The organism is Streptomyces sp. NPDC056527, assembly GCF_042794475.1.
In the GTDB taxonomy this organism is placed as follows: Bacteria; Actinomycetota; Actinomycetes; order Streptomycetales; family Streptomycetaceae; genus Streptomyces.
The window spans coordinates 19,699-43,733 of sequence record NZ_JBHTTQ010000059.1; the positions used below are offsets into that span (position 1 = coordinate 19,699).

The 24,035-nt window shown below is 72.9% G+C and carries 21 protein-coding genes and 1 pseudogene; 7 read left to right on the forward strand and 15 right to left on the reverse strand.

The window, feature by feature from the left end:
• The first annotated feature begins 215 nt into the window (after positions 1–215).
• On the forward strand, positions 216–911 hold the full coding sequence (locus ACFQ7Q_RS24865) for a type 1 glutamine amidotransferase domain-containing protein (RefSeq protein ID WP_383558852.1): 696 nt from the start codon (positions 216–218) through the stop codon (positions 909–911).
• A 35-nt stretch (positions 912–946) separates the two neighbouring features.
• Here the strand turns inward: ACFQ7Q_RS24865 and ACFQ7Q_RS24870 are convergent, their stop codons facing one another.
• On the reverse strand, positions 947–1,342 hold the full coding sequence (locus ACFQ7Q_RS24870) for a nuclear transport factor 2 family protein (protein ID WP_383558853.1): 396 nt from the start codon (positions 1,340–1,342) through the stop codon (positions 947–949).
• A 42-nt stretch (positions 1,343–1,384) separates the two neighbouring features.
• Positions 1,385–1,663: pseudogene (locus ACFQ7Q_RS24875) on the reverse strand (short-chain fatty acyl-CoA regulator family protein); the annotation flags it as partial.
• Positions 1,664–1,741: 78 nt separating this feature from the next.
• Between ACFQ7Q_RS24875 and ACFQ7Q_RS24880 the strand changes: the two are divergent.
• The 3 genes from ACFQ7Q_RS24880 to meaB are packed head-to-tail and all read left to right on the forward strand — an operon-like array spanning position 1,742 to position 6,725.
• Entirely contained in the window at positions 1,742–3,550 is a 1,809-nt protein-coding gene (locus tag ACFQ7Q_RS24880; protein ID WP_383558855.1) for a methylmalonyl-CoA mutase family protein, read from the forward strand.
• A complete protein-coding gene (gene scpA / locus ACFQ7Q_RS24885; RefSeq protein WP_383558856.1) occupies positions 3,550–5,724 on the forward strand; it encodes a methylmalonyl-CoA mutase in 2,175 nt (724 codons plus the stop codon). The genes ACFQ7Q_RS24880 and scpA overlap by 1 nt, the downstream gene beginning before the upstream one ends.
• A complete protein-coding gene (gene meaB / locus ACFQ7Q_RS24890; protein ID WP_383558858.1) occupies positions 5,721–6,725 on the forward strand; it encodes a methylmalonyl Co-A mutase-associated GTPase MeaB in 1,005 nt (334 codons plus the stop codon). Before scpA ends, meaB begins: the two co-directional genes overlap by 4 nt.
• A 60-nt stretch (positions 6,726–6,785) precedes the next feature.
• Here meaB and ACFQ7Q_RS24895 read toward each other — a convergent pair whose 3' ends face one another.
• The 10 genes from ACFQ7Q_RS24895 to ACFQ7Q_RS24940 form a co-directional block, all read right to left on the reverse strand.
• Positions 6,786–8,333 (reverse strand): sensor histidine kinase, encoded by a 1,548-nt coding sequence (locus ACFQ7Q_RS24895; RefSeq protein WP_383558859.1) that lies wholly within the window; start codon positions 8,331–8,333, stop codon positions 6,786–6,788.
• A complete protein-coding gene (locus ACFQ7Q_RS24900; protein ID WP_383558860.1) occupies positions 8,330–9,070 on the reverse strand; it encodes a response regulator transcription factor in 741 nt (246 codons plus the stop codon). The genes ACFQ7Q_RS24895 and ACFQ7Q_RS24900 overlap by 4 nt, the downstream gene beginning before the upstream one ends.
• A gap of 78 nt (positions 9,071–9,148) precedes the next feature.
• The gene (locus ACFQ7Q_RS24905) at positions 9,149–10,822 is read right to left on the reverse strand and encodes a streptophobe family protein (protein WP_383558861.1); all 1,674 of its coding nucleotides are present in this window, start codon (positions 10,820–10,822) and stop codon (positions 9,149–9,151) included.
• Positions 10,823–10,966: 144 nt separating this feature from the next.
• Positions 10,967–13,321, reverse strand: coding sequence for an MMPL family transporter (locus ACFQ7Q_RS24910; RefSeq protein ID WP_383558863.1), 2,355 nt, complete (start codon positions 13,319–13,321; stop codon positions 10,967–10,969).
• A 194-nt stretch (positions 13,322–13,515) separates the two neighbouring features.
• On the reverse strand, positions 13,516–14,559 hold the full coding sequence (locus ACFQ7Q_RS24915; protein WP_383558864.1) for a pyridoxal-phosphate dependent enzyme: 1,044 nt from the start codon (positions 14,557–14,559) through the stop codon (positions 13,516–13,518).
• A complete protein-coding gene (locus ACFQ7Q_RS24920) occupies positions 14,480–15,511 on the reverse strand; it encodes a GHMP kinase (protein WP_383558865.1) in 1,032 nt (343 codons plus the stop codon). The genes ACFQ7Q_RS24915 and ACFQ7Q_RS24920 overlap by 80 nt, the downstream gene beginning before the upstream one ends.
• Positions 15,508–16,344, reverse strand: coding sequence for a Rossmann-like domain-containing protein (locus ACFQ7Q_RS24925; protein ID WP_383558867.1), 837 nt, complete (start codon positions 16,342–16,344; stop codon positions 15,508–15,510). Before ACFQ7Q_RS24925 ends, ACFQ7Q_RS24920 begins: the two co-directional genes overlap by 4 nt.
• Positions 16,345–16,354: 10 nt before the next feature.
• Positions 16,355–17,152 carry an ABC transporter ATP-binding protein gene (locus tag ACFQ7Q_RS24930; protein ID WP_383558868.1) on the reverse strand — a complete coding sequence of 266 codons (798 nt, stop codon included), beginning with the start codon at positions 17,150–17,152 and terminating at the stop codon, positions 16,355–16,357.
• The gene (locus tag ACFQ7Q_RS24935; RefSeq protein WP_383558870.1) at positions 17,149–18,135 is read right to left on the reverse strand and encodes a FecCD family ABC transporter permease; all 987 of its coding nucleotides are present in this window, start codon (positions 18,133–18,135) and stop codon (positions 17,149–17,151) included. The genes ACFQ7Q_RS24930 and ACFQ7Q_RS24935 overlap by 4 nt, the downstream gene beginning before the upstream one ends.
• 175 nt (positions 18,136–18,310) lie before the next feature.
• The gene (locus ACFQ7Q_RS24940) at positions 18,311–19,333 is read right to left on the reverse strand and encodes an ABC transporter substrate-binding protein (RefSeq protein ID WP_383558871.1); all 1,023 of its coding nucleotides are present in this window, start codon (positions 19,331–19,333) and stop codon (positions 18,311–18,313) included.
• Positions 19,334–19,477: 144 nt separating this feature from the next.
• Here ACFQ7Q_RS24940 and ACFQ7Q_RS24945 point away from each other — a divergent pair, with 144 nt between their 5' ends.
• Positions 19,478–20,752: an MFS transporter gene (locus ACFQ7Q_RS24945; RefSeq protein ID WP_383558872.1), complete on the forward strand. Its 1,275-nt coding sequence runs from the start codon at positions 19,478–19,480 to the stop codon at positions 20,750–20,752.
• Between the two features lie 111 nt (positions 20,753–20,863).
• Positions 20,864–21,454 carry a TetR/AcrR family transcriptional regulator gene (locus tag ACFQ7Q_RS24950; protein WP_383558875.1) on the forward strand — a complete coding sequence of 197 codons (591 nt, stop codon included), beginning with the start codon at positions 20,864–20,866 and terminating at the stop codon, positions 21,452–21,454.
• 81 nt (positions 21,455–21,535) lie between these two features.
• Here the strand turns inward: ACFQ7Q_RS24950 and ACFQ7Q_RS24955 are convergent, their stop codons facing one another.
• From ACFQ7Q_RS24955 to ACFQ7Q_RS24965, 3 genes are all read right to left on the reverse strand, one after another.
• A complete protein-coding gene (locus ACFQ7Q_RS24955) occupies positions 21,536–22,120 on the reverse strand; it encodes a hypothetical protein (RefSeq protein WP_383558876.1) in 585 nt (194 codons plus the stop codon).
• A gap of 47 nt (positions 22,121–22,167) precedes the next feature.
• The gene (locus tag ACFQ7Q_RS24960) at positions 22,168–22,518 is read right to left on the reverse strand and encodes a VOC family protein (protein ID WP_383558877.1); all 351 of its coding nucleotides are present in this window, start codon (positions 22,516–22,518) and stop codon (positions 22,168–22,170) included.
• A 66-nt stretch (positions 22,519–22,584) separates the two neighbouring features.
• A complete protein-coding gene (locus ACFQ7Q_RS24965; protein ID WP_383558879.1) occupies positions 22,585–23,340 on the reverse strand; it encodes a 4'-phosphopantetheinyl transferase family protein in 756 nt (251 codons plus the stop codon).
• A 160-nt stretch (positions 23,341–23,500) separates the two neighbouring features.
• On the opposite strand from ACFQ7Q_RS24965, the gene ACFQ7Q_RS24970 reads away from it, so the two are divergent.
• A complete protein-coding gene (locus ACFQ7Q_RS24970; protein WP_383558881.1) occupies positions 23,501–23,941 on the forward strand; it encodes a VOC family protein in 441 nt (146 codons plus the stop codon).
• Positions 23,942–24,035 lie beyond the last annotated feature (94 nt).

Sequence of the window (24,035 nt, forward strand, 5' to 3'; positions counted from 1 at the left end):
GTACCGAGGGCGCGGTGAGGGTATTCCCTCGGATCCATCGGAGTTCCAATGCCGACCATTGGATTCCCCATTGGAAACCCGTCGGCGGCGGGCTTAGCGTCGAGGACATCGCCGCACGGACGATCCGGACCCGGAGCGTCAGCGCTCACGGAACGTCTCCCCGCGGCGGTGCCCATCCACGGGCCTCAGGCCCCGCCCCCTCGGAGTGACTCACCATGTCGAAGATTCTTTTCGTGATCACCGGCGCCGACCACTGGACGCTCGCCGACGGCACCAAGCACCCGACCGGCTTCTGGGCCGAGGAGGCCGCCGCGCCGTACGAGGCGTTCAAGGCAGCCGGTCACGAGGTCGTCGTCGCCACTCCCGGCGGGGTCGTCCCCACGGTGGACCAGAGCAGTTTCGCCCCCGAGTTCAACGGCGGCCAGGAGGGCGCGGACAGGGTCGCCGCCGTCCTCGACTCCTTCACCGAACTCCGGCGTCCGATCTCCCTGGAGGACGTGAACCTCGACGACTACGCGGCCGTCTTCTACCCCGGCGGCCACGGCCCGATGGAGGACCTCGCCGTCGACCGGACCTCCGGCCGGATCCTGATCGACGCCCTCGACTCGGGCAAGCCGCTCGCCGTCGTCTGCCACGGTCCGGCGGCGCTCCTCGCCGCCACCGAGGACGACGGCACGAACGCCTTCGCCGGCTACCGGGTCGCCGCCTTCACCAACGACGAGGAGACCCAGTCCGGCTTCGCCGACAAGGCCAAGTGGCTGCTGGAGACCCGTCTGGCCGAGGCGGGCGTCGACGTCCAGGTCGGCGAGCCCTGGGTGCCGAACATCGTCGTCGACCGCAACCTCGTGACCGGCCAGAACCCGTCCTCCTCCGCCCCGCTCGCGGCCGAGATCCTCAAGAAGCTGGGCTGACCCGGACGACCGTCCCGGGGTCCGGATCGCCCGCCTCACTCCCCGGCGGCCGCCTCCTGGACGATCCGGTCGAACTGTGCGCCCATCGCCTCGGCGAGCGCCTGGGCGCCGGACAGCGGCCGGACCATGACGGTGAAGTCGTCGATCCGGCCGTCCTCGTCGAAGTGGAGGAAGTCGCAGCCCTGGATCTGACGGCCGTTCACGGTCGCGGTGAAGACGAGGGCGTGGTCACGCCCGTCGGGATCGGCGATCTCGCGCACGTAGGTGAAGTCCTCGAAGACACGCAGCACCCCGCGGAGGATCGCCGCGGTGATCGCCTTGCCGACGTACGGCTTGAACACGACCGGACTGGTGAAGACGACGTCGTCGGCCAGCAGCGCGACCACGGCGGCCGTGTCACGGTCCTCGACAGCCTTGCGGAACGGGTGCATGAACCCTCGCATACTCAACTCGTTGAATAGGTGAGGGGGAGGCTACACCAGTCGGCCGTCCTCCACCGCGCACGGAACGAAGGTGCCGGTGTTCTCGTCCACCGCCAGCGGGCGGCCCAGGGGAGGGACCGCCCGCTGGGGGCAGTCGAGGCGTTCACAGAGGCGGCAGCCCGTCCCGATCGGGGTGGCCGCCCCCGTGTTGCCCAGGTCGATGCCGTCGGAGTAGACGACGAGCCCCTCCACGCCCCGCCCCCGCTGCTCCGCGGTGCCGGTCCCTCCCGCGCACACACGCCGACGGGGCACATCCGGCATAGAACGGATTGCCCCGGCGGTTCAAGGAGGGCAAGGTCACAGCCTTGCGCCCTGCTGGCCTTTAGGCACCTGACCTAGCATCCGAGCATGACAGTCCTTCCCGACGACGGGCTTGCCCTCGCCGCCGAATTCTCCGACGCGACCCGTGAGCAGTGGCAGCACCTCGTGGCAGGTGTGCTGCGCAAGTCGGGCAAGGAGGTAGAAGGCACGGCCGCCGAGGACGCCCTCTCCACCGCGCTGGAGGACGGGCTTCGCGTCCGCCCGCTCTACGCGGCCGACGACACCGCACCCGAGCCCGGTTTCCCCGGCTTCGCCCCCTTCGTCCGGGGCAGCAGGCCCGAAGGCAACACCCAGGGCGGCTGGGACGTACGCCAGCGCCACACGGCCACGGACGGCCCGACGGTGCTCGCGGACCTGGAGAACGGCGTCACCTCGCTCTGGCTGGTCGTCGGAGAGGGCGGCATCCCGACGGACTCGCTCGGCTCCGTCCTCGACGGCGTCTACCTCGACCTCGCCCCCGTCGTCCTCGACGCCGGCCACGAGGTCGAGAACGCCGCCGACGAGCTGCTGCGCCTGTACGCGGAGCGTGGCGTCGCCAACGAGGCCGCGCGCGGCAACCTGGGCGCCGACCCGCTCGGCCTCGAAGCCCGTACGGGGCAGGCGTCGGAGTTCGCGCCCGCGGCCCGACTCGCACGGCGGTGTGCCGAGGAGTACCCGGGACTGCGCGCGCTCACCGTGGACGCGCTGCCGTACCACGAGGCCGGCGGTTCGGCCGCGCAGGAGCTGGGCTGCTCGCTGGCGACGGGCGTGGCGTACCTGCGGCAGCTCACCGACGCGGGTCTGAGCGTCGAGCAGGCCTGCGGTCAGCTGGAGTTCCGTTACGCGGCCACCGCCGACCAGTTCCTCACCATCGCCAAGCTGCGGGCGGCACGCAGGCTGTGGGCCCGGGTCGCCGAGGTGTCCGGAGCGAGCGGCGCGGGCGCGCAGATCCAGCACGTGGTGACCTCGCCGGTGATGATGACGCGCCGCGACCCCTGGGTGAACATGCTGCGCACGACCGTCGCCACCCTGGCCGCCGGCGTGGGCGGGGCCGATTCGGTGACCGTGCTGCCGTTCGACCACGCGCTCGGACTGCCCGACGCTTTCGCCCGCCGCATCGCCCGCAACACCTCGACGATCCTGATCGAGGAGTCGCACCTGTCCCGGGTGATCGACCCGGCGGGCGGCTCCTGGTACGTGGAGCGCCTCACGGACGAACTCGCCCAGGCGGGATGGGAGTTCTTCCGGACCATCGAGCGTGCCGGCGGCCAGGCCGCCGCCCTGCGGTCCGGAACGATCCGCGAGCGGCTCGCCGAGACCTGGTCGGCCCGCAGCGCGAAGCTCGCCAAGCGGCGCGAACCCATCACCGGCGTCAGCGAGTTCCCGAACCTCACCGAGAACCCGGTCGTCCGCCGGCCCGCGCCCGAACCGCCGTCCGGCGGCCTGCCTCGCGTGCGCCGTGACGACGCCTACGAGGAGCTGCGCGCCCGCTCCGACGCCCACCTCGCCGCGACGGGCACCCGGCCGCGGATCTTCCTCTCGACCATCGGCCCGGCCGCGGCGCACACGGCACGGTCGACGTTCGCCGCCAACTTCTTCCAGGCGGGCGGCATCGAGCCCGTCACGGAGGGCACCTTCGAGGAGAGCGGCGCGAGCGAGGCCTGCCTCTGCTCCAGCGACGCGCTCTACGAGGAGCAGGCCGCGGCCCGCGCGCAGGAGCTCCGGGCGAGCGGCGCCGGGCATGTGTTCCTCGCCGGACGGCCCGCCGAGTACGCCGGTGTCGACGCCTTCGTCTTCGCCGGCTGCGATGCCGTCGCCGTACTCTCCGCCACGCTCGACCGCATGGGAGTGTCCTGATGTCCATCCCCGATTTCTCCGCGATCGAGCTGGGGACCCCGGCCGCCGACACCGGCGCCGACGAGTGGCGGACGGCCGTCAAGAAGGCCGCGGGCGGTGACGACCTGCTCTGGGAGACCCCGGAGGGCATCGCGGTCAAGCCGCTCTACACCGGGCAGGACCTGGAGGGTCTGGACTTCCTGCAGACGTATCCGGGAGCGGCCCCGTATCTGCGCGGCCCGTACCCGACGATGTACGTCAACCAGCCCTGGACGATCCGTCAGTACGCGGGCTTCTCCACCGCCGAGGAGTCCAACGCGTTCTACCGGCGCAACCTGGCGGCGGGCCAGAAGGGCCTGTCGGTCGCCTTCGACCTGCCGACCCACCGCGGCTACGACAGCGACCACCCGCGCGTGACCGGCGACGTCGGCATGGCGGGTGTGGCCATCGACTCGATCTACGACATGCGCCAGCTCTTCGACGGCATCCCGCTGGACAAGATGACCGTGTCGATGACGATGAACGGCGCCGTGCTTCCCGTACTCGCGCTGTACATCGTGGCGGCCGAGGAGCAGGGCGTACCGCCCGAGAAGCTGGCCGGGACCATTCAGAACGACATCCTCAAGGAGTTCATGGTCCGCAACACCTACATCTATCCGCCGAAGCCGTCGATGCGGATCATCTCCGACATCTTCGCCTACACCTCGCAGCGGATGCCGCGCTACAACTCCATCTCCATCTCCGGGTACCACATCCAGGAGGCGGGTGCGACGGCCGACCTGGAGCTGGCCTACACGCTCGCCGACGGGGTGGAGTACATCCGGGCGGGGCGGGAAGCGGGCCTGGACGTGGACGCGTTCGCCCCCCGGCTCTCCTTCTTCTGGGCCATCGGCATGAACTTCTTCATGGAGATCGCCAAGATGCGGGCGGCCCGGCTGCTGTGGGCGAAGCTGGTGAAGCAGTTCGACCCGCAGAACGCCAAGTCCCTCTCCCTGCGCACCCATTCGCAGACCTCCGGCTGGTCGCTGACGGCGCAGGACGTCTTCAACAACGTGACGCGTACGTGTGTCGAGGCGATGGCGGCCACCCAGGGCCACACCCAGTCGCTGCACACCAACGCCCTCGACGAGGCGCTCGCCCTGCCCACCGACTTCTCGGCGCGGATCGCCCGCAACACCCAGCTGCTCATCCAGCAGGAGTCGGGCACGACCCGGGCGATCGATCCTTGGGGCGGCAGCGCCTACGTGGAGAAGCTGACCTACGACCTGGCTCGCCGGGCCTGGCAGCACATCCAGGAGGTCGAGAAGGCGGGCGGCATGGCGCAGGCCATCGACGCCGGCATCCCCAAGCTGCGGGTGGAGGAGGCCGCGGCCCGCACCCAGGCCCGCATCGACTCCGGGCGGCAGCCGGTGATCGGCGTGAACAAGTACCGGGTCGACGCCGACGAGCAGATCGACGTGCTCAAGGTCGACAACTCCTCCGTGCGCGCCCAGCAGATCGCCAAGCTGCGGCGGCTGCGGGAGGAGCGCGACGAGACCGCCTGCCAGGACGCGCTGGCCGCGCTGACGCGGGCCGCCGGCGGCGAGGGCAACCTGCTGGAGCTCGCGGTGCGCGCGGCCCGCGCGAAGGCGACGGTCGGCGAGATCTCCGACGCCCTGGAGAAGGTGTACGGGCGGCACGCGAGCCAGATCCGTACGATCTCCGGCGTGTACCGCAACGAAGCCGGCGACTCCCCGTCCGTGGAGCGCACCCGTACCCTCGTGAACGCCTTCGCCGAGGAGGAGGGCCGCCGCCCCCGCATCCTGGTCGCCAAGATGGGCCAGGACGGCCACGACCGCGGCCAGAAGGTGATCGCCACCGCCTTCGCCGACCTGGGCTTCGACGTGGACGTCGGCCCGCTGTTCCAGACGCCGGCCGAGGTCGCGCGCCAGGCCGTCGAGGCGGACGTGCACATCGTGGGCGTCTCGTCGCTGGCGGCGGGGCACCTGACCCTCGTCCCGGCGCTGCGGCAGGAACTGGCCGCGGAGGGCCGCGAGGACATCATGATCGTGGTGGGCGGTGTCATCCCGCCGGCTGACGTCCCGACCCTCCTCGAGATGGGAGCGGCGGCCGTGTTCCCGCCCGGGACGGTGATTCCGGACGCGGCGCACGACCTGGTGCGGCGGCTGTCTGCCGGCCTCGGGCACGAGCTGTGATCGACGTCGACGCGTATGTGAAGGGTGTACTCGACGGGAAGCGGGCGATCGTGGCCCGCGCCATCACGCTCGTCGAGTCCACCCGCCCCCAACACCGGGCTCTGGCCCAGCGGTTGCTGACCGAGCTGCTGCCGCACAGCGGGAAGGCACGCCGGATCGGGATCAGCGGTGTGCCGGGGGTCGGGAAGTCGACGTTCATCGACGCGTTCGGCACGATGCTGACCGGCCTCGGCCACCGGGTCGCCGTCCTCGCGGTCGACCCCTCGTCGAGCCGGACGGGTGGCTCGATCCTGGGCGACAAGACCCGCATGGAGCGTCTCGCCGTGGATCCGGCGGCCTTCGTCCGGCCGTCCCCCACGGCGGGAACGCTGGGCGGGGTGGCCAAGGCGACGCGTGAGTCGATCCTGGTGATGGAGGCGGCGGGCTACGACGTGATCCTCGTCGAGACCGTCGGCGTCGGCCAGTCCGAGACCGCCGTCGCCAACATGGTCGACTCCTTCCTGCTGCTCACGCTCGCACGGACGGGTGACCAGCTGCAGGGCATCAAGAAGGGCGTCCTGGAGCTGGCGGACGTGGTCGCCGTCAACAAGGCGGACGGACCCCACGAACGCGACGCCCGCGCGGCCGCGCGTGAGCTGTCGGGGGCGCTGCGGCTGATGCAGAGCAGGGACGCCGCCTGGTCCCCTCCCGTCCTGCACTGCAGCGCTCGTGAGTCGTCCGGCCTCGACACCGTCTGGGAGCGCCTCGAACAGCACCGCACCGTGCTGGACTCGACCGGCAGCCTCGCCGCGCGCCGCCGCGACCAGCAGGTCGACTGGACGTGGACGATGGTCCGCGACGACCTCCTGGGACGCCTCCACGCGGACGCGTCGGTCCGCGCCCTGGCCCCCGCCCTCGAACAGCAGGTCAGAAACGGCCAGTTGACGGCGACGCTCGCCGCGGAACGCATCCTGCGCGCGTTCGAGACCGCCGGAGGGACCGCAGCCCCGGAAGACGTCTGACCGCACGAGCGGGGCCGCCTCGGAAGAGACCCGAGACGGCCCCGCTCGCTTTGTCCGCGGTTACGTACTCCCGTCGCCCCCGTGCACCGGGTCGGGGAGGGGGAGTTCGATGCGGAAGGTGCTGCCTTCGCCCGGGGCGGTGTCGAGGGTGATGCGGCCGCCCTGGGCCGTGACGAGGGCGTGGGCGATGGCGAGGCCGAGGCCGGTGCCGCCCGTGGCGCGGGTGCGGGAGTCGTCGGCGCGGTAGAAGCGGTCGAAGACCCGGTCGCGTGCGGCGGGGGCGAGTCCGGGGCCCTCGTCGGCGACTTCGAGCACGGCGTGGGTGTCCGCGGTGCCGACGCCGATACGGATCGCGGTGCCCGCGGGGGTGTGCGTGACGGCGTTGCCGATGAGGTTGGTGACGACCTGGCGGAGCCGGGCCTCGTCGGCGACGGCGGGGGCGGTGGACGGCTTTCCGCCACCGGGACCGGTCAGGGTCACCGGCCGGGTCGTGTCCAGGGCGGTTACGTCGTGGAGCGCGTCGGCGGCCAGGGTGCGCAGGTCCATGGGGGCGAGGTCGAGCGCGAAGGCGGCTGCCCGGTCGGGGTCGGTACCCGGGTGGGCGTCCTCGTCGAGGCGGGCGAGGAGGAGCATCTCCTCGACAAGCCGGGTGAGGCGTTCGGACTCCGCGGCGATCCGGGTCATGGTCTGGTCGACGTCCTCGCGGGTGGGCAGCGCGCCCATGCGGTAGAGGTCGGTGTAGCCCTTGATGCCGACGAGGGGCGTGCGGAGTTCGTGGCTCGCGTCGGCGAAGAAGCGCCGCGTCCTCGCTTCGGCCTCCGCGCGGGCCTGGAAGGCCGTGTCGATCCGGCCGAGCATCTGGTTCAGACAGTCGGCGAGGCGTCCCACCTCGGTGTGGGGGGCGGCCAGTTCGGGGACGCGATGGGAGTAGTCGCCGGCGGTGATGGCCGTCGCGGTCTCCTCGATACGGGTCAGGGGCCGCAGCCCGGAGCGGACGGCGAACCGGCCTGCGACGGTCAGGACCGCGAGGAGGGCGGCCCCCACCGTCAGCGAGAGGTTCCGGGTCTCGGCGATCGTACGGTCGACCTCGTCGAGGGAGGTGGCCACGAGGACGCTGCCCCGGGTCTCGGAGCCCCCGGGCGGGAAGACCTGGGCGGGCTGGGTGACGGCGATGACCCGCCAGCTGTGGTCGCCGTCGTGCGCGGCCACGGTGAAGGGGCGGCCCTCGTCTGCGAGGACCTCGGCGCGGTCGGGGGCGGGAAGGACGGGACCGCCGCCCGGGAGCGCGGTGCTCGTCTCGAACGACCGCCGGGTGGCCCCGTCGGCCTCCAGGTAGGTCACGGTCGTGGCCCCGAGGACGCTGAGGGCCTGCACGCCCGGTGGGGTGTCGGTGCCCGACGGCGGTGAGAGGCGAGACGCGATCTGGCTGGTCAGGACGAGCCGGTCGTCGACCCGGTCCTGGAGGTAGGCATGCAGGGCTGTGGTGACGAACATGCCCGTACCGAGGAGGCCGACGGCGACCAGGGCGACGGACAGGCACAGCAGACGGGTGCGGAGCGACAGCCGGCTCGGCCGGTGCCTGGTCAGCCCCGGTATGAGGCGCCTCACCGTCGGGGCTCGCGGATCACGTAACCGACGCCCCGGATGGTGTGGATGAGCTTGGGCTCGCCGGTGTCGACCTTGCGGCGCAGATAGCTGATGTACGTGTCGACGATGCTGGGGTCGCCGCCGAAGTCGTACTCCCACACGCTGTGCAGGATCTGATTCTTCGTCATGGTCCGTTCCGCGTTGGCGACCAGGAAGTGCAGGAGGCGGAACTCGGTCGGGGACAGCCGCACGGTCCGGCCCGCCCGGGTGACGTGGTGACTGTCGGGTTCGAGTGCCAGGTCGCCGACGGTGATCCGCGCGGGCTGCTCGCCCCTGGTGCGGCGCAGCACGGCGTGGATCCGGGCGATCAGCTCTTCGAGGTCGAAGGGCTTGGTGACGTAGTCGTCGCCACCGAGACGCAGTCCGTGCAGCCGGTCCTGGCGGTCGTCGCGCGCGGTGACGAAGAGGACCGGCACGTCGCCGCCCCGCCCGAGCCGGGGCGAGCGGGGCTGGGCGCGCAGCCGGCGGATCACCTCGAAGCCGTCCATGTCGGGGAGCATGACGTCGAGCAGGACGAGATCGGGGGTGCGCCGGGCCGCCAGGTCGAGGGCCTCCCGGCCGGTGGCGGCGGCGTCGACGTCGAAGCCGGCGTAGCGCAGCGCGGTGCGCAGCAGTTCCCGGACGGTGGGCTCGTCGTCGACGACGAGCAGATGATCCGGGCGCCCCACGGTACGGGAGGGAGGTGTCGGTGCCGCCATGGTGTTGGGTCTCCTCCTTCACGGACATGGGGACAGGGCTCAGGGCTGACAGGGCCTCTCAGGAGAACACACGGCGTTTCACCCGGCCGAGTCGGACGGGACCCGGGACGTGGACGTGGGCCTGGGCGTGGAGCCGGACGGGGATCCGGGCCTGGGTCCGGACGTGGATCCGGACGTGGATCCGGACGTGGATCCGGACGTGGGTCCGGACGTGGAGGACCTGGATCCCGACGTGGGTCCGGACGTGGATCCGGGCCTGGGTCCGGAGCGGGTGGGGGCCGATCCGGTCGGACGCCGGAGCACCGTACCGGGTGTCCGCGCGGCTCCGTCATGGCCCCGGGCGCGCCGGCCGTGCAGGCGGCTGCCACCGTACGCGGCGACGGCGGCCAGAACGCATCCGGCGAGCGCGGGCAGCCCCGGACCTCCGTCGAGACCGGCGGCGACACCGCCCACCTCGCTGTCCATGACGCTGATGCCGATCCTCAGCGACCCCCGTGCCACCAGCGGAAGCAGCAGCACCGCGGCGCCGACGGCGAGGCCCATGCGCAGGGCGATCTCCGCGTGGCGGCCGAGCAGGGAGTCGGACGCCTCCCGCGGGGTGCGCGCCGGGGTGCGGGCGGCGGCGACGTATCCGGCGATCACCAGCAGAAGCAGCATGAGCACCAGGGCGATCAGCCACACCGGTACGCCTGCCCCCGACCAGCCGCCGAGTTCCACGGACCTGTCCGCCTCCGCCGTGTCGCTTCGGGCTCCGGCACCGATCATGCCGAGCAGCCCGCCGTCCTCGGGCCGCAGGCGGTGCACACCGGCCTCCCAGGAGGTGCCGAGGCCGGAGGTGAGCAGCGCGGCGACGAGGTTGGGGCCGACGAGCAGCAGAATCCCCGCGGCCTCGGCGGCCTGCTCGCGACCCGTCAGGGCAGTGGCCGCGGCCACGAGTGCGACGGTCAGGACCGCACCGCAGAGCACCGTCGCCGTCCCGGTCAGGGTGGAGGTGACGGCGTTCCACTTCCGTCGCGTCCCGCCCAGGGCGATGAACCGCGGCAGCGTCGTACGGCGGGCCGCGACGCAGCCGACGGCGAGGACGGCGGCCACCCACAGCAGGCCGAGGAAGACGGTCGCGACGGCGTCGGTCTCGAAGGTGACCGAGAACAGCCCCGAGAGGAGGGCACCTTCACCGCCGCCGCCGCCGGTGAATCGGCTGAGCACCCCGGACGAGGGGCCTTCGCCGAAGCGGTCCGTCACTCTGTCGGGCAGCCGGGCCGTGCCATGGGCCATGGCGGCCAGGAGGGGGAGGGCCACCGCCGCGGTCGCGAGTGCGCCGCCGCACCGTGCCCACAGCATCGCGGGGGCGGGCCGCGGCCGCCGGTACAGGGGCCGGAAGAAGACGGTCGCGAGGACGGCGGTGCCGAGGAAGGTCAGCGTCAGCGGGGTCATCGCCGCCTCGCCGGTCAGGCCGAGTCCGAGACCCCCGCCAAGGCCCGCGAGCAGCCCGCCGAGGCCGCCTCCGTCGGCTGCCCCGGTCTCGGCGGAGGTCGCCGACGCCATGGTGACGTCGCCGCCGAAGGCCATGCTCACGACCGTCGGCACCAGGCGGGAGACCGGTGCGACGGCTTCGGCGCCGAGGAGGGCCAGTGCCGCCCACGCGGTGGCGGCCATGACCCCGAGGGCGGTCGCCACGGAGAGCGCCCCTTCGAGGGCGTGGCGCCACGGCGTGACGGGAGGAGCGGAGTGCGGCGACTTGGCTGCGGACATGGGCGGGCTCCTTGTGGGGAGGCGGGCGGGACGGGCCGACTGACGGCTTCGGGACGGGCCGACTCGCGCCGGGCGGGACAGGGGCTGTGCATCGCACACGTCCGGGCGGCGAAGGCGCTCCGGCGCCGACCGGGTGGGAACGGCTCAGCCTCCGGAGGGACGGCCGCCGCCGCTTCCCGCGGTCTCGACGACGGAGTCCGGGCCGACCCCGGGCGTTGTCGCCACGCCTGTCGCCCCGCGCGGAGCGCGTTCGAGCCGTTCGCCTTCGATGTCGAGGTCGGGGACGAGGCGGTCCAGTCGACGGGGCAGGTGCCAGGCGTGCCTGCCGAGGAGGGCCAGGACGGCCGGTACGAGCGCCATGCGGACGACGAACGCGTCGAAGAGGACGGCCGCGGCGAGCCCGAAGCCGACCGTCTTGAGCATCTGCTCGTCGGAGCCGACGAAGGCGGCGAACACCGAGATCATGATCACGGCCGCGGCGGTCACCACCCGCGCACTGTGCTCGAACCCGCTGATGACGGAGTCCGAAGGCGACTGCCCGTGCACGTACGCCTCGCGCATCCGGGTCACCAAGAACACCTCGTAGTCCATGGCGAGGCCGAAGACCACGCCGACCATGAAGATCGGCATCACCGACATCACCGGCCCCGCTTCCGCGACGCCGAAGACGGACGCCGACCAGCCCCACTGGAAGACCGCGACCACCGCGCCGAGTCCGGCGAGGACCGAGAGGAGGAAGCCCAGTGCCGCCTTGAGCGGCACGAGGAGGGACCGGAAGACGACGATCAGCAGCAGGAACGCCAGACCGACGACGAGCGCGAGGTACGGGATCAGGGCGTCGGACAGCTTCTGCGAGACGTCCACGTTCATCGCCGTCGTGCCGGCGACCAGGACCCGCGCGTCGCTCGCGCTCGCGAGCGCCGGGTCGCGCAGCGCGTGCACGAGGTCGGCCGTCTCCGCGCCGGCCGGTGAAGTGGCCGGGACGACGTTGAGCACGGCGGTGTCGCCGGACTCGCTCAGTCTCGGCTGCCCGACGGCGGCGACGTCCTGCCTGCCGCGGATCCGTTCGGCGACGCCTTTCGCTGCCGCCTGGGCGCTGCCGCCGCCGTCGGCCTGGACGACCACCGTCAGCGGGCCGTTGAAGCCCGGGCCGAAGCCCTCGGCGATCAGGTCGTAGGCCCGGCGCTCTGTCGTCGACACCGACTTGCTCTCGTCGCCGGGCAGCCCCATCTCCAGGGAGCCCGCGGGGATCGCGACCACGCCGAGCAGGGCGACGCCGCCGAGGAGCACGGCGATGGGCCGCCGAACGACGAACCGGGCCCAGCGCACACCCATCCCGGCCGACGAAGGACCGCGCGCGTCACTCCCGGAGCCCGCGTCACTCCCTGAGCCAGATCCCGCGTCACTCCCCGAGCCAGAGCCCGCCTCCTCCCCCAGCCCCGCGTCACTCCCCCGCGCCCGCCCCCCGGCCCGCTTCCCCCACCGCCGCGGTCGCGCCGGGCCCAGGCGCCGGCCGCAGATCCCGAGCAGCGCCGGAATCAGGGTGACGGCGATCAGCACCGCGATGACGACCGTGCCGGCCGCGGCGAGGCCCATCTGCGTCAGCAGCGGGATCCCGACCACGCACAGTCCCGCGAGCGCGATCACCACGGTCAGCCCGGCGAACACCACGGCCGACCCGGCCGTGCCGACCGCGTGCCCGGCCGCCTCCTCAGGGTCCCGGCCGCGGGCGAGTTCGGCACGGTAACGGGAGACCACGAACAGGGCGTAGTCGATGCCGACGGCCAGTCCGATCATGGTGGCGAGCCCCGACGTCGTCGACCCCAGGCCGAGCGGATCCGCCAGCACCCGGATCGCCAACCCGCCGATCCCCACTCCCAGTACGGCGGTGAGCAGCGGCAGTCCGGCCGCCAGGAGCGAGCCGAAGGTGATGACGAGCACGACGGCGGCCACCGCCAGGCCGACGGCCTCCGACGAGTGCCCGTCGACCACCGCGTTGACGGCGTTGCCGCCGACCTCGACGGTCAACTCCGCCGAGCCCGCACGCTCGACGGTGTCCCGCAGCGCGGCTCGGGAGCCCTCGTCCAGCTCCGACGCGGGCACGGGGTAGGAGACCTGCGCGTAGGCGGTGGTGCCGTCCTCGCTCACCGATCGCGCGGCGAACGGGTCCGTGACCCGCGCGACCTGCGGATCGTTCCCGAGTGCTCGGACCGTCTCCCCGATCGCCTTCCTCGCCTCGGGGTCGGTGACCTTGCCGTGCTCCGCCCGGAACACCACGCGGGCGGCCGCCCCGTCGGCGTTCAGCTGCGGGAAGCGCTCGTCCAGCAGGTCGTACGCCCGCTGCGCCTCCGTACCGGGCATGGAGAAGTCGTTCGGCGGCGGTGCGGGCGCCCTCATCGCCAGCACCCCCGTCCCCACGAGCAGCACGACCCACAGCGAGGCGACCAACCCGCGCCTTCGGAAGGAGAAGCGGCCGAGACCGCGGAGGAAGGTGGCCACAGCTGGGGCTCCAAGTCAGGTCGGGGCTCGTCGGAAGACGGCACCGACGCTGTCAGTCCTCCCTGACCGCACCCGGAGAGATCCTGGGAGCTTTCTGAGAACCCGGACCGCGCGCCACGCGCCGGAAGCGGCGCCGATCGGACATACCGCCGACCTCCGCCGCGCGATTCACAGAAAGTTCTTCGAAAGACCGGTCAGCCCGTGGAGCCGAGGTGGCCGCCGACCGACGAGCCCGGCGCCGCGGCGCGGTTCCACGCCATCCGGGACCAGGGCAGGGCAAGTTCGCTCTGGTCGGAGACGTCTCGCGGGTCGAGGTCCGTGAGCGGGGTGGCCTCGTGGTGGCGGGCGTAGACCGTGTCGACGTAGCGGTGGCCGGTGTCGGGGGCGACGAAGAGCACCGTCCGCTCGGGGGCGCGGTCGCGTTCATGGCGGGCGGCCAGGTAGCCGGCGCCCGTCGAGAGGCCCGCGAAGAGCGCGTGTCGGCGGAGCAGGTCGATGCTGCCGGCCAGGGCCGCGTCGAAGGAGATCCAGTGCAGGGTGTCGTACAGCTCGTGCGAGACGTTCCCGAAGGGGATGGAGCTGCCGATCCCGGCGATGATGATCTCGGGGTCGGAGACGTGCTCGGCGCCGAAGGTGACGCTGCCGTACGGCTGGACGCCCACGAGCTCGACGTCGGCCCGGCCGCCGTCGGGCGCCGCTCGCAGATAGCGGGCGAGGGCGCCCGTCGAGGCCCCCGAGCCGACCCCGCCGACGACGGTGAGGCGGTCCGCGCCGGTCGCCTCCCGGATCCGGTCGGCGATCGCGCGGTAGCCCAGGTAGTGGATGTCGTCGTGGTACTGCCGCATCCAGTGGTACTCGGGGTGTTCGGCGAGGATCTCGTGAATCCGCTCCACTCGCCGCTTCTGATCGAGCTTGAGGTCGCTGCACGGCTCCATCTGCTCCAACGTCGCTCCGAGAACGGACAGTTGGGTGCGCAGCGTGTGGTCGACCGTGGTCGAGCCGACGATGTGGCAGCGCATGTCGTGCCGGTGGCAGGCCAGGGCGAGGGCGTAGGCGTAGATGCCGCTGGAGCTGTCGAGCAGTGTGTCCCCGCGCCGTACGACTCCGGTGTCGAGCAGATGGCGCACCGCCGCGAGCGCGGAGACCACCTTCATCGTCTCAAAGCGCAGGCAGACGAGCCGTTCGTCGAGACGTATCAGGTCCGGTCGGCCGATCGCCTCCGCGAAGTGCTGGTCCATTCAGGATCTCCTTGATGGTGGTGAAGGTCGTGAAGGCCCGCGTGGCGGGGATGCCGTGGGCGTCCAGGGCGCGCAGGCAGCTGCGCACGCGGTGCCGCAGGCCCGGCGCGGCGGCGTCGAACAGCACGCCCGCCACCGCGCCGCTGTGCGCGATCTGCACGCCCACCGCACCGACCCGACGGGCGATGACGGTCAGCGCGTCGAACTCCGGGTGGGCCAGAACCCGTTGGCCGCGCCGGGCGCTGGCCGTGGCCACTTCGCCGAGGAGCCGGGCGTCGCCGGTCGCCACCGCGCGGCGAAGCAGCGTGCGCAGCCGCTCGAAGTCGTGGAGGTCGGCGTCGTCGGCCTCCCGCACGGGCAGGGCGAGGGTGTCGACGGGCGCGCCTCCGCCGAGGGTGCAGCCCACGACCATCAGGGGCGGCAGCGCCGGCCCGAGGACCTCCAGGACCCGGCCCTCCCGCTGGGCGAAGAGCACCGGGCGGCCGTCCAGCATCAGCGGATCACAGGCCAGTTCGGCGCGCACGGCGAGCCGGGCCACGGTCTCGGGGGCGAGCCGCAGCCCGTACGAGTCGGCGACCGCGCGCACGGTGGCGATCACATCGCTCGTGGAGCTGCCCATGCCCAGGCCCACCGGGATCTCGCCCGCGAGCCACAACTCTCCGCCGCAGGGAGGGAGTCCGGCCCGCTCGGCGCACTCCGCGACCGCGAGGGCCGCCGCCTGGGCGGCCTTCGTACGGTCGGCGGGCACGACGGTGATCGCTTCGGGCGCGGTCCCGGGACGCCGGACGAACTCGGCACTGCTGCCCGGGCCGGCCATCGGCAGGGTGACCAGGCCCGCGCACCGGCGTCCGCCGGCGTCGAGGAAGACGCCCTGGAGGATCTCGCCGTGGTGGCAGGGCGCGTGCCCCGTGCCGGTGGAGACGGGTCCGGCCGGGCGCGCGGCGGGAATCACGCGCCCCCCACCGTCCGGTAGCGGTACAGAGCCGTCTCCTCGGCACTGAACTGGGAGAAGGGGAACGGCTCCGCGGACAGGGCGGCCACGCCCGAGCCGAGGAAGGCACGCGCGACGGCGCTGCCGGTCTGCGCGTACACGATCAGGGGGACGCCCCGGGACCGGCAGCGCTCCAGGATGGTGTCGAACGAGCCGTTGCTCAGGGTCATCCCGGTGGCGACGACGGCCTCGGCACGGTCGAGCACCTCGTTCATGTCGTCCGTGACGGGGTCGCCCCACTGGGTGGTCCTGAGGTTGAAGTCGCAGGGCAGCGGTTCGCCGCCGCGCTCGCGGATCGCCGCGACCAGCGGGTTGACGACGCCGATGAGGCCGACCTTCGCCCCTTCCTCGATGTCGAGCAGGCCGGCGATGGCCGCGTCGCGGGCCTTCGCGCGGACCTCCGGGGTACCGGCGGGGAGGGTGACGGGCTCGGCGTCGCCCTCCTCGGCGGCCACGCGGTGCGGGCGGGTCTCGGAGAGGTACGCGTCGAGGGCGGCGATCCGCAGCGGGCGGGGGGCCTCGCGCAGCAGGACGTCGAGCGGGGTGCCGGAGGAGTCGCGGCAGATCGACGGGTCGATCTCGCCGGCCTCGAAGGCGCAGCCGCCGAAGGAGCCGCCGAGGCGGACCAGGACGTACTGGTTGAGGTAGGTGGTGTCGCCGCCGGCCAGGCGGGTGCCGTGGTGGATCCAGAACACGCTGGTGGCGACGTGCCCGGAGGGGAGCGGACCGTGCTCTCCGGCCAGGACCGCCTCGATGAGCGCGTCGACGGAGAGGACGGGGGTGGTCGAGATCATGGGTTCCTTCTCAGAGGGCGGGTAGGGGCGCGGGGAGCGGGCTGCCGAGGGGGCGGCGGTAGGTGACCGCGGGGTGTCCCAGCGCGTCGGTGGTGAGTTCGGCGTCGACCTCGAAGACCTCGGCGAGCCGCTCGGCGGTCAGGACGGCGGCGGGGGCGCCGGAGGCGATCAGCCGGCCGTGGTGCAGGAGGAGGAGCCGGTCGCAGTACCGGGCGGCGAGCGACAGGTCGTGCAGCGCGACCAGGACCGTCCGCTCGGTGCCGGTCAGCAGCTCCATCAGTTCCAACTGGTGCTTGACGTCGAGGTGGTTGGTGGGCTCGTCGAGGAGGAGTGCGTACGGCTGCTGGGCCAGTGCGCGGGCGATGTGGGCGCGCTGCCGCTCGCCGCCCGACAGCGCCTTCCACGAGCGGCCGGCGAGCGCGGTGAGCCCCACGCGGTCCAGGGCGGCGGCGACCACCGCCCGGTCGGTGGCGTCGGGTCCGCGCCAGCGGTCCCGGAAGGGGGTCCGTCCCAGGCCCACGACGTCGGCGACCCGGAGATCGCTGTCGGCGCCCGAGTCCTGTTCGACGAAGGCGACATGACGGGCGATGCGGCGCGCGCCCCAGTCCCGTACGGACTCGCCGTCGTAGCGGACCGTGCCCGCGTCGGGGGCCCGGAGGCCGGCCAGACAGCGCAGCAGCGAGGACTTGCCCGAGCCGTTGGGCCCGAGCAGTCCGACCGTCTCTCCGGGGGCGATGTCCACGTCGATCTCGCGTACGACAGGGGTGCCCGCCACCGACCAGCTCAGCTTCTCGGCGGTGATCCTCACAGTTCACCCCGCTTGCGCAGCACGAGGAGGAAGAGGGGTACGCCGAGCAGGGCGGTGATCACGCCGACGGGAACCTCGCGGGGCGCGAAGGCGATCCGTGCCAGGGCGTCCGTCCACACCAGGAACACCGCGCCCGCGAGCGCCGCGTACGGCAGCAGCACCCGGTGCGGCGGTCCGACGAGGAACCGCACCCCGTGGGGGACGATCAGGCCCACGAATCCGATGGCACCGACGGTGGCGACCGCCACCGCGGTCAGCGCGGCCGTGACCACGAGCAGGACCATCCTCGTGCGCCGTACGCCGATCCCGAGGGAGGCCGCGGTGTCGGTGCCGAACGCCAGCCCGTCGAGGGCGTTCGAGCAGAGCCAGGCGGCCAGGAGCCCCAGCGGGGTGACGACCGCGCAGACCACGACCGTGTCCCAGCGGGCGGGCGCCATCGAGCCGAGCAGCCAGTGGGTGACGGCCCGCGTGGTGTCCGCGTCCGCCGAGGCCATCAGGACCAGCGAGGTCAGCGCGGTGAAGAGCTGACCGACCACGACACCGGTCAGGACGATGCGTACGGAATCCAGGCCGGTACGCCGCAGCAGGACGAGGAGCAGCCCGAAGGAGAGCAGCGCGCCTGCGAGCGCGCCGCCGGTGACCCCGAGGGTGCTCGCGCCGACCCCGAGGACGACGACGGCGACGGCTCCCGTCGACGCGCCGGAGGAGACGCCGAGCAGATAGGGGTCGGCGAGCGCGTTGCGGGTGACCGCCTGGAGCACCGTTCCGCAGACGGCGAGCGAGGCTCCGACGAGGGCGGCCATCAGCACACGGGGCAGCCGCAGGTCCCAGATCAGCGAGTCCACCAGTGGGGGCAACGGCTGTACGTCCAGGCCGAGACGGGCACCGAGGACACGACCGAGGTCCGTCCATCCCACGTCGGCGACACCGATGCGCACGGCCGCCGCCACCGATCCCGCGAGGGCACCCGTGGCGAGGAGCATGAGGACCGCGCGGCCCCCTCCGGACCGAAGGGACCCAAGGGACCGATCGGACTGCCCGCGTTGCCCGGCCGGCTCGGACCGAACGGGCTGCCCGGCCGGCTCGGGCACGGACCGCACCGCCCGTCCGCGGGCCGCCGGGAGCAGCAGGTCCACGGGCGCCCTCCGGGTGTCCGGTTCAGCGGACATGCCCGAGGTCCTTCATGCCCTGGGCGAGCAGCCCGAGGGTGTGTACGGAGCGCACGGACGGGTCGAGCTCGATGCCCGGCACGGTGAGGATCCTGTCGTCGCGCACCGCGGCCAGCCGGGAGATCACCGGGTGCCGGGTCATCGTGGCGCGCTTCTCGGCGGCGCTGTCGCCGGGGCGGCCGCGCTCGGAAAGGTCCCCGATCACGATGAAGTCCGGCTCACGCTCGGCGACTTCCTCCCAGGAGACCTCCGGCCAGTCCTCGTCGACGTCGTCGAAGGCGTTCTTCGCGCCGATGATCCGGCTCATCTCGCTGGGCAGGCCGGTCTTCCCCGCCACGTACGGCATCCCGTTGAAGACGGAGTAGAGGTAGACCACGGTCGGCCGGTCGGCTCCCTGGGGAACCGTGGAGGCGTTCTCCCCCGCCTTGGCGACGGCGGCGCGCTGGTCGGCCGCGAGCTGGGCGGCCCGCTCCTCGGCGCCGAAGACCTTGCCGAGGTTCTCGTAGTCGGAGAAGAGCAGCTCGAAGGGGGTCTTTCCGGCCGGGTTCCGCTGCGGGCAGTCCACGGCGCTGACGAAGGTGGGGACCTTGAGGGCGTCCAGCTCCTCGCGAGTGCCGGCGCGGTCCTTGGTGTAGAGGTCCTCGGATCCGGCGACGACGAAGTCGGGTGTGGCCGCGCGCAGTTGCTCGCCGGTGGCGATCTTCGGGGCGATGACCGGGATCGAGGCGTACGCGGCCTGGTACCGCGCGGGGATCTTCGTCTTGAGGTTGGCGGTTCCCGCCATCCGGCCCTGGAGCCCGAGTTCGAGGAGGGTCTCGGTGGAGGTCTGGTCCAGGGCGACGGCGCGTTGCGGGGGCGCGGTGAGGGACACCTGACGGCCGCAGCTGGTGACGGTGGCCGCCTGGGCGGCGGGCTTGGTGTCCGCGTCGGGACCGCCGCCGGCTGCCGTGGAGCAGCCCGCGGTGGCGAGGGCGAGGGTCAGGGCGATGCCGAGACGGGCGGGGTGGCGCATGGGTTCTCCGGTCTGAGGGGGCAGGGCGCTGCACCGGGCAGGAGTGCCGCGCTCGAAAGGGTATTGTAACGACAATCATTTTCATTAACCACCTCAGGGTGCGGTTCGGTACACCGCACCCCACCCCCAAGGAGCCACCCCACCGTGACCACCACACCCACGTCGGCGGCACCCAAGTCCGCTGCCCCGCCCCCGCGTTCGGTCCTCCGCGACCCCGGCTTCCTGCGCCTCTGGACGGGCACCACCGCCTCCGGCCTCGCGACCTGGGCGCTGCCCTTCGTCCTCGGACTCGCCGTACTCCACCGCGACCTCGACGCCGCGGGTCTCGGGCTGGTCCTCGCCGCCCGTACGGTCGGCTTCCTCGTCGCGGTCGCCGTCGGCGGCGTCCTGGCCGACCGGCACTCCCGCCGCGCGGTGGTCCTCTGGTCCGCCCTCGCGGCCGCGATCGCCGCGCCGCTCCTCGCCGCCGGTCTCGGCCGTTCGCTCGTACTGATGACGGCCGCCGCCGTTCTCGCCGGGGCCGGACAGGGCGCCTGCCGCCCTGCCTTCCAGGCGCTCACCGCCGAGACCGTCGCCCCCGAGCTGCGTCAGCGGGCGAACGCCGCGATGACCATGGCCGTACGGAGTTCCACACTCGCCGGGCCCGCGCTGACCGCGCTGCTCGCGGCCTTCCTCGACGTCTGGACGCTGCTGCTCGGCATCGGCCTGCTGTGGCTCGTCGCCGCCCTGATCCCGGGCAAGGGCGGCGACGCGCGCGCCACGACGGCGAATTCGGCCCAGGGTCCCGCGCCCCGCCCCGGCTTCCGCACGGAGTTCCTCGAAGGCATACGCGAGGCGCGCCGTCACCCCTGGTTCCTCGCCGGACTCGGTGCCCTCGTCGCCGTCATCGCCCTCGGATACTCCGCCACGAGCGTCGCGCTGCCCCTGATCAGCCGGGACCGCTACGACAGCGAGTGGGTCCTGGCCGCCGCCATGACCGCGTACACCGTGGGTGCGCTCGCCGGCGCCCTGGTCATCGCCCGTTGGCGGCCGCGTTCCCAGGGCTGGGCGGCCTTCGCGGGGCTCGGCGTGTACGGCTTCGCACCGCTGAGCCTGATGCTGCCCGTCCACCCGCTCGTGGTCGTCGCCGCGTACGCCGCCGCCGGGGTCGGGATCGAGCTGTTCAACGTCCCGTGGTTCACGGCCACCCAGCGCGAGGTCGCCCCCGACAAGCTGGCCCGGGTCTCCTCGCTGGACTTCCTGGTGTCCTACGGCCTCGCGCCGATCGGCCTCGCCCTGATCGTCCCGGCCATGGCCTTCTTCGGGGTCACGACCGTCCTGGCCGTCTGCGCCGCGGCCTGCTTCCTCGTCCCGGCCGCGGCGGCCCTGGTGCCGACCGCACGCCACTTCGGCCGTACGCCTCCGGCGACGACGGACTGAGACGCGGCCGGGCGACACCAGGGCCGGGCCTCGGCACGGGTCGCTCGTCCCGTCGACGGCGAAGTACCGTGTGCGCATGGCTTCAGCAGGCCGAAGACGGGGGGCGCAACGATGACGAACGGGGTTCGCGCACAGCAGCGGGAGCAGACGCGGCACACCTTGTTACGGGAGAGCCGTCGGCTCTTCTCGAAGCTGGGTTACGCGTCCGTGGGTCTGTCGGAGATCGTCGGGGCCGCCGGAGTGACCAAGGGCGCGCTGTACCACCACTTCGACAGCAAGGCCGAACTGTTCCGGGCCGTCCTGGAGCAGGTGCAGCAGGAGGTCGCCGCGCACATCGCGGCGACGGCGGACGCCCAGGAGGACGCCTGGGACCAGTTCACCCACGGCTGCCAGGCGTTCCTCAGCGCCTCCACCGACCCCGCGATCCAGCGCATCATGCTCGTCGACGGGCCGGCGGTGCTCGGCTGGCGGGACTGGCGGGCGATGAACGAGGCCACCTCCGGCCGCCATCTGGCCCAGGCTCTGACCGTCCTGATCCACGAGGGCACCATCCCGGCTCAGCCGGTCCTCCCGCTCACGCATCTGCTGTCGGGGGCGATGAACGAGGCGGCGTTGTGGCTCGCGACCTCGGAGGACGCCTCCGATCTCCAGGACACTCGCCAGGCCCTGGCGCGGATGCTGGAGGCGCTGCGGGCGAGATGACCGGACGCGGGGTGTCCGGCGGGCATGACGAGGGCCGGGGAGCCGGGCCGTAGGGGCTCCGGACCCGGCCCGGCGCGTCGCCTACCGGGCGCGCCAGGCGCAGGTGAGGCAACCGCCTTGTCCTCTGCGTATGTTGTTGAGGGTCGGCGCGCCGACCCGGCCGCACCGCAGGCACCGACACCGCCACGGGTCACGCACCCGGCCCGGGAAGGGTTCAAGCGGCTGCAGTCCGATCTCCCGCACCTCCGCCTCGGCCACCGCCGCCTCCACCGGGGCCCGGCCGGCACAGGCCAGGCAGCCACCGCCGGCTCGTATCCTGAACAGCCGCGGATGGACGACTCGCCCGCAGACCAGGTGACGGCAGCGCCACCTCACCCCGGCCCCCGGGTAGGGCTCCAGCGGTTCGAAGCCCGCGCCGCGCATGTCCGCCTCGGCCCGCTCCCGGCCGGCGGCGAGTCGCCGCTCGCCCGCGGCGGCCCGGCCGCACAGGCGGCATCCGGAGGTGATGCCGGAGCGCACCGAGCCGAAGGTGGGCGCGACCCTGTGCACGCCCTTCAGGCAGCGGCAGTTCCAGGCGACGCCCGATCCGGGATAGGGCTCCAGCGGTTCGAGTCCGGCGGCGCGCATGACCGCGGCCGCCACATCGGGATCGACTCTCCTGGGCACGGCGCGACTTCCCCCTTCGGCGTGCGGTCCGTGAGGTCTGCCGGTGGTCAGGTCGGCGTGACGACGTCGATGCGGACCCCGTTGGGGTCGGTGATGACGAGGTGTCTCCGATCCGGGCGCCCCGCCGCCCCGAGGGCGGCGATCCGCTCCCACTCCTCGGCCGTGTCGTCCACCGCGAGGGTGAGCCGCACCGCGCGTACCGGCCGCCGGAGCGCCTCCGGCAGTGCCGGATGGGCGTGGTCGAGCAGGGCCAGCTCGTGCCGGCGCCCCCCGGGCCGGCTGAGGCCGGCGTACCACTGGTTCGTGTACGTGGCGGTGAAGCCGAACAGTCTGTTGTAGAAGCTGCGGGACTCCCCCAGCCGCGAGGTGCAGATCACCGGACAGAAGCTGGTCAGCATGGGGTGCCATCTCCGCTCACGTACCAACGGTATGCGAACTGAACCTAATGACATACCGTCGGCATGTCAACAGCGGCCCTTCTCCTCCAACGACCCGACGCCGCCCAGGACATGGCCGTAGGCGGACCAGTTCAGCTCCTCCGGTCCGGTGGGCACGCGCACCCACCGCGGAACGGCCAGCGCGGCCGCGTGCGTGCGGTCCTGCGGACCGCAGGACAGGTTGACGACGCTCCAGTCCTCGGGACGCCCCTGCCTCCCCACTCCCAGGTAGTCCCGGTCCAGTCCTCGGCCGAGACCGGTCCCCAACGCCTTCAGGTACGCCTCCTTGCGCGTCCACAACCGGCAGAACCGCAGGGGGCGTTCGGCCCAGGGGACCCGGAGCAGCTCCTCCCGCTCGCGCGGATGCAGCCGGGCCAGGCACAGTTCGACCGTCCGACGGCCGGGCAACGGCTCCGCGTCGACCCCGACGAGCACGTCGGCGACGCCGAGGAGCGTGACGCCGGCGCAGTGGGAGAGGGAGAAGTGCAGGCCGCCCGGGCCGTCGAGGAGGACCGGCCGGCCGGCCGGCCCTCCGCAGTGCGCGCACCGGTCCCGGCCGAACCGGAGCCCCCGGGGGTGGACGCCCAGCCGGTCGGCCAGCACCAGCCGCAGCCCCACATGCGCCGCGAGGTACATCGACCGGTCACGCCGGTGCGTGAAGGAGTCCGCCTTGGCCCGCTCCTGCGCGTCGAGCAGGGAGAGCGAGAACGCTTCCCGCCACGGGGGCGCCTGCCGCACCGCCCATACACGGACTTCGCCCACGGGGCGCACCGCGGATGTCATGTCGACCCTGCCTTCGATCCGGCGGACGGGACGCGGGGCGGACACCTCACCCGGGCGGACGTGACGCACCGGGGCGTGCCTCGCCCCGGCGCACGTGACGCACGGGGGGATGTCTCGTTGGGACAGGACGACCGCAAACCCGCCCCAGAACGGTGCCGTGATGACGCCCTCTGCCCTGACCAGCTTCTATCCCGTGCTCTGCACCGAGCGGCTCGGTGAGTCCGTGGCGTTCTACACCACGCTGTTCGGTTTCGAGACGACGTACACGAGCGACTGGTACGTCAGCCTTCGGCGGCCCGAGCCGCCGCACTACGAGCTCGCCCTCGTCGCCGCCGGGCACGAGACCGTGCCGGAGGCCTTCCGTCGGCCGGCCCAGGGCCTGCTCCTCAACTTCGAGGTCGCCGACGTCGACGCCGAGTACGCGCGCCTCGTGACCGGAGCCGGCTTGAAGGTCGAACTCCCGCTGCGCAGCGAGGCGTTCGGCCAGCGCCACTTCATCGTGGCCGCCCCCGACGGCGTGCTCGTCGACGTCATCACGCCGATCGCCCCCACGGAGGCGTACGCGGACGCCTACCAGGACCTGTCCAGCGCCTCGGTGTGACCGGTGCGGCCCGCGTGGGTCGGCGCGGGCCGGCGAGCGGGCGCCGGCGGGGCGGGGAGGGCGTGGGGGGCGGGGGAACCGGCCGGGGTGTCGG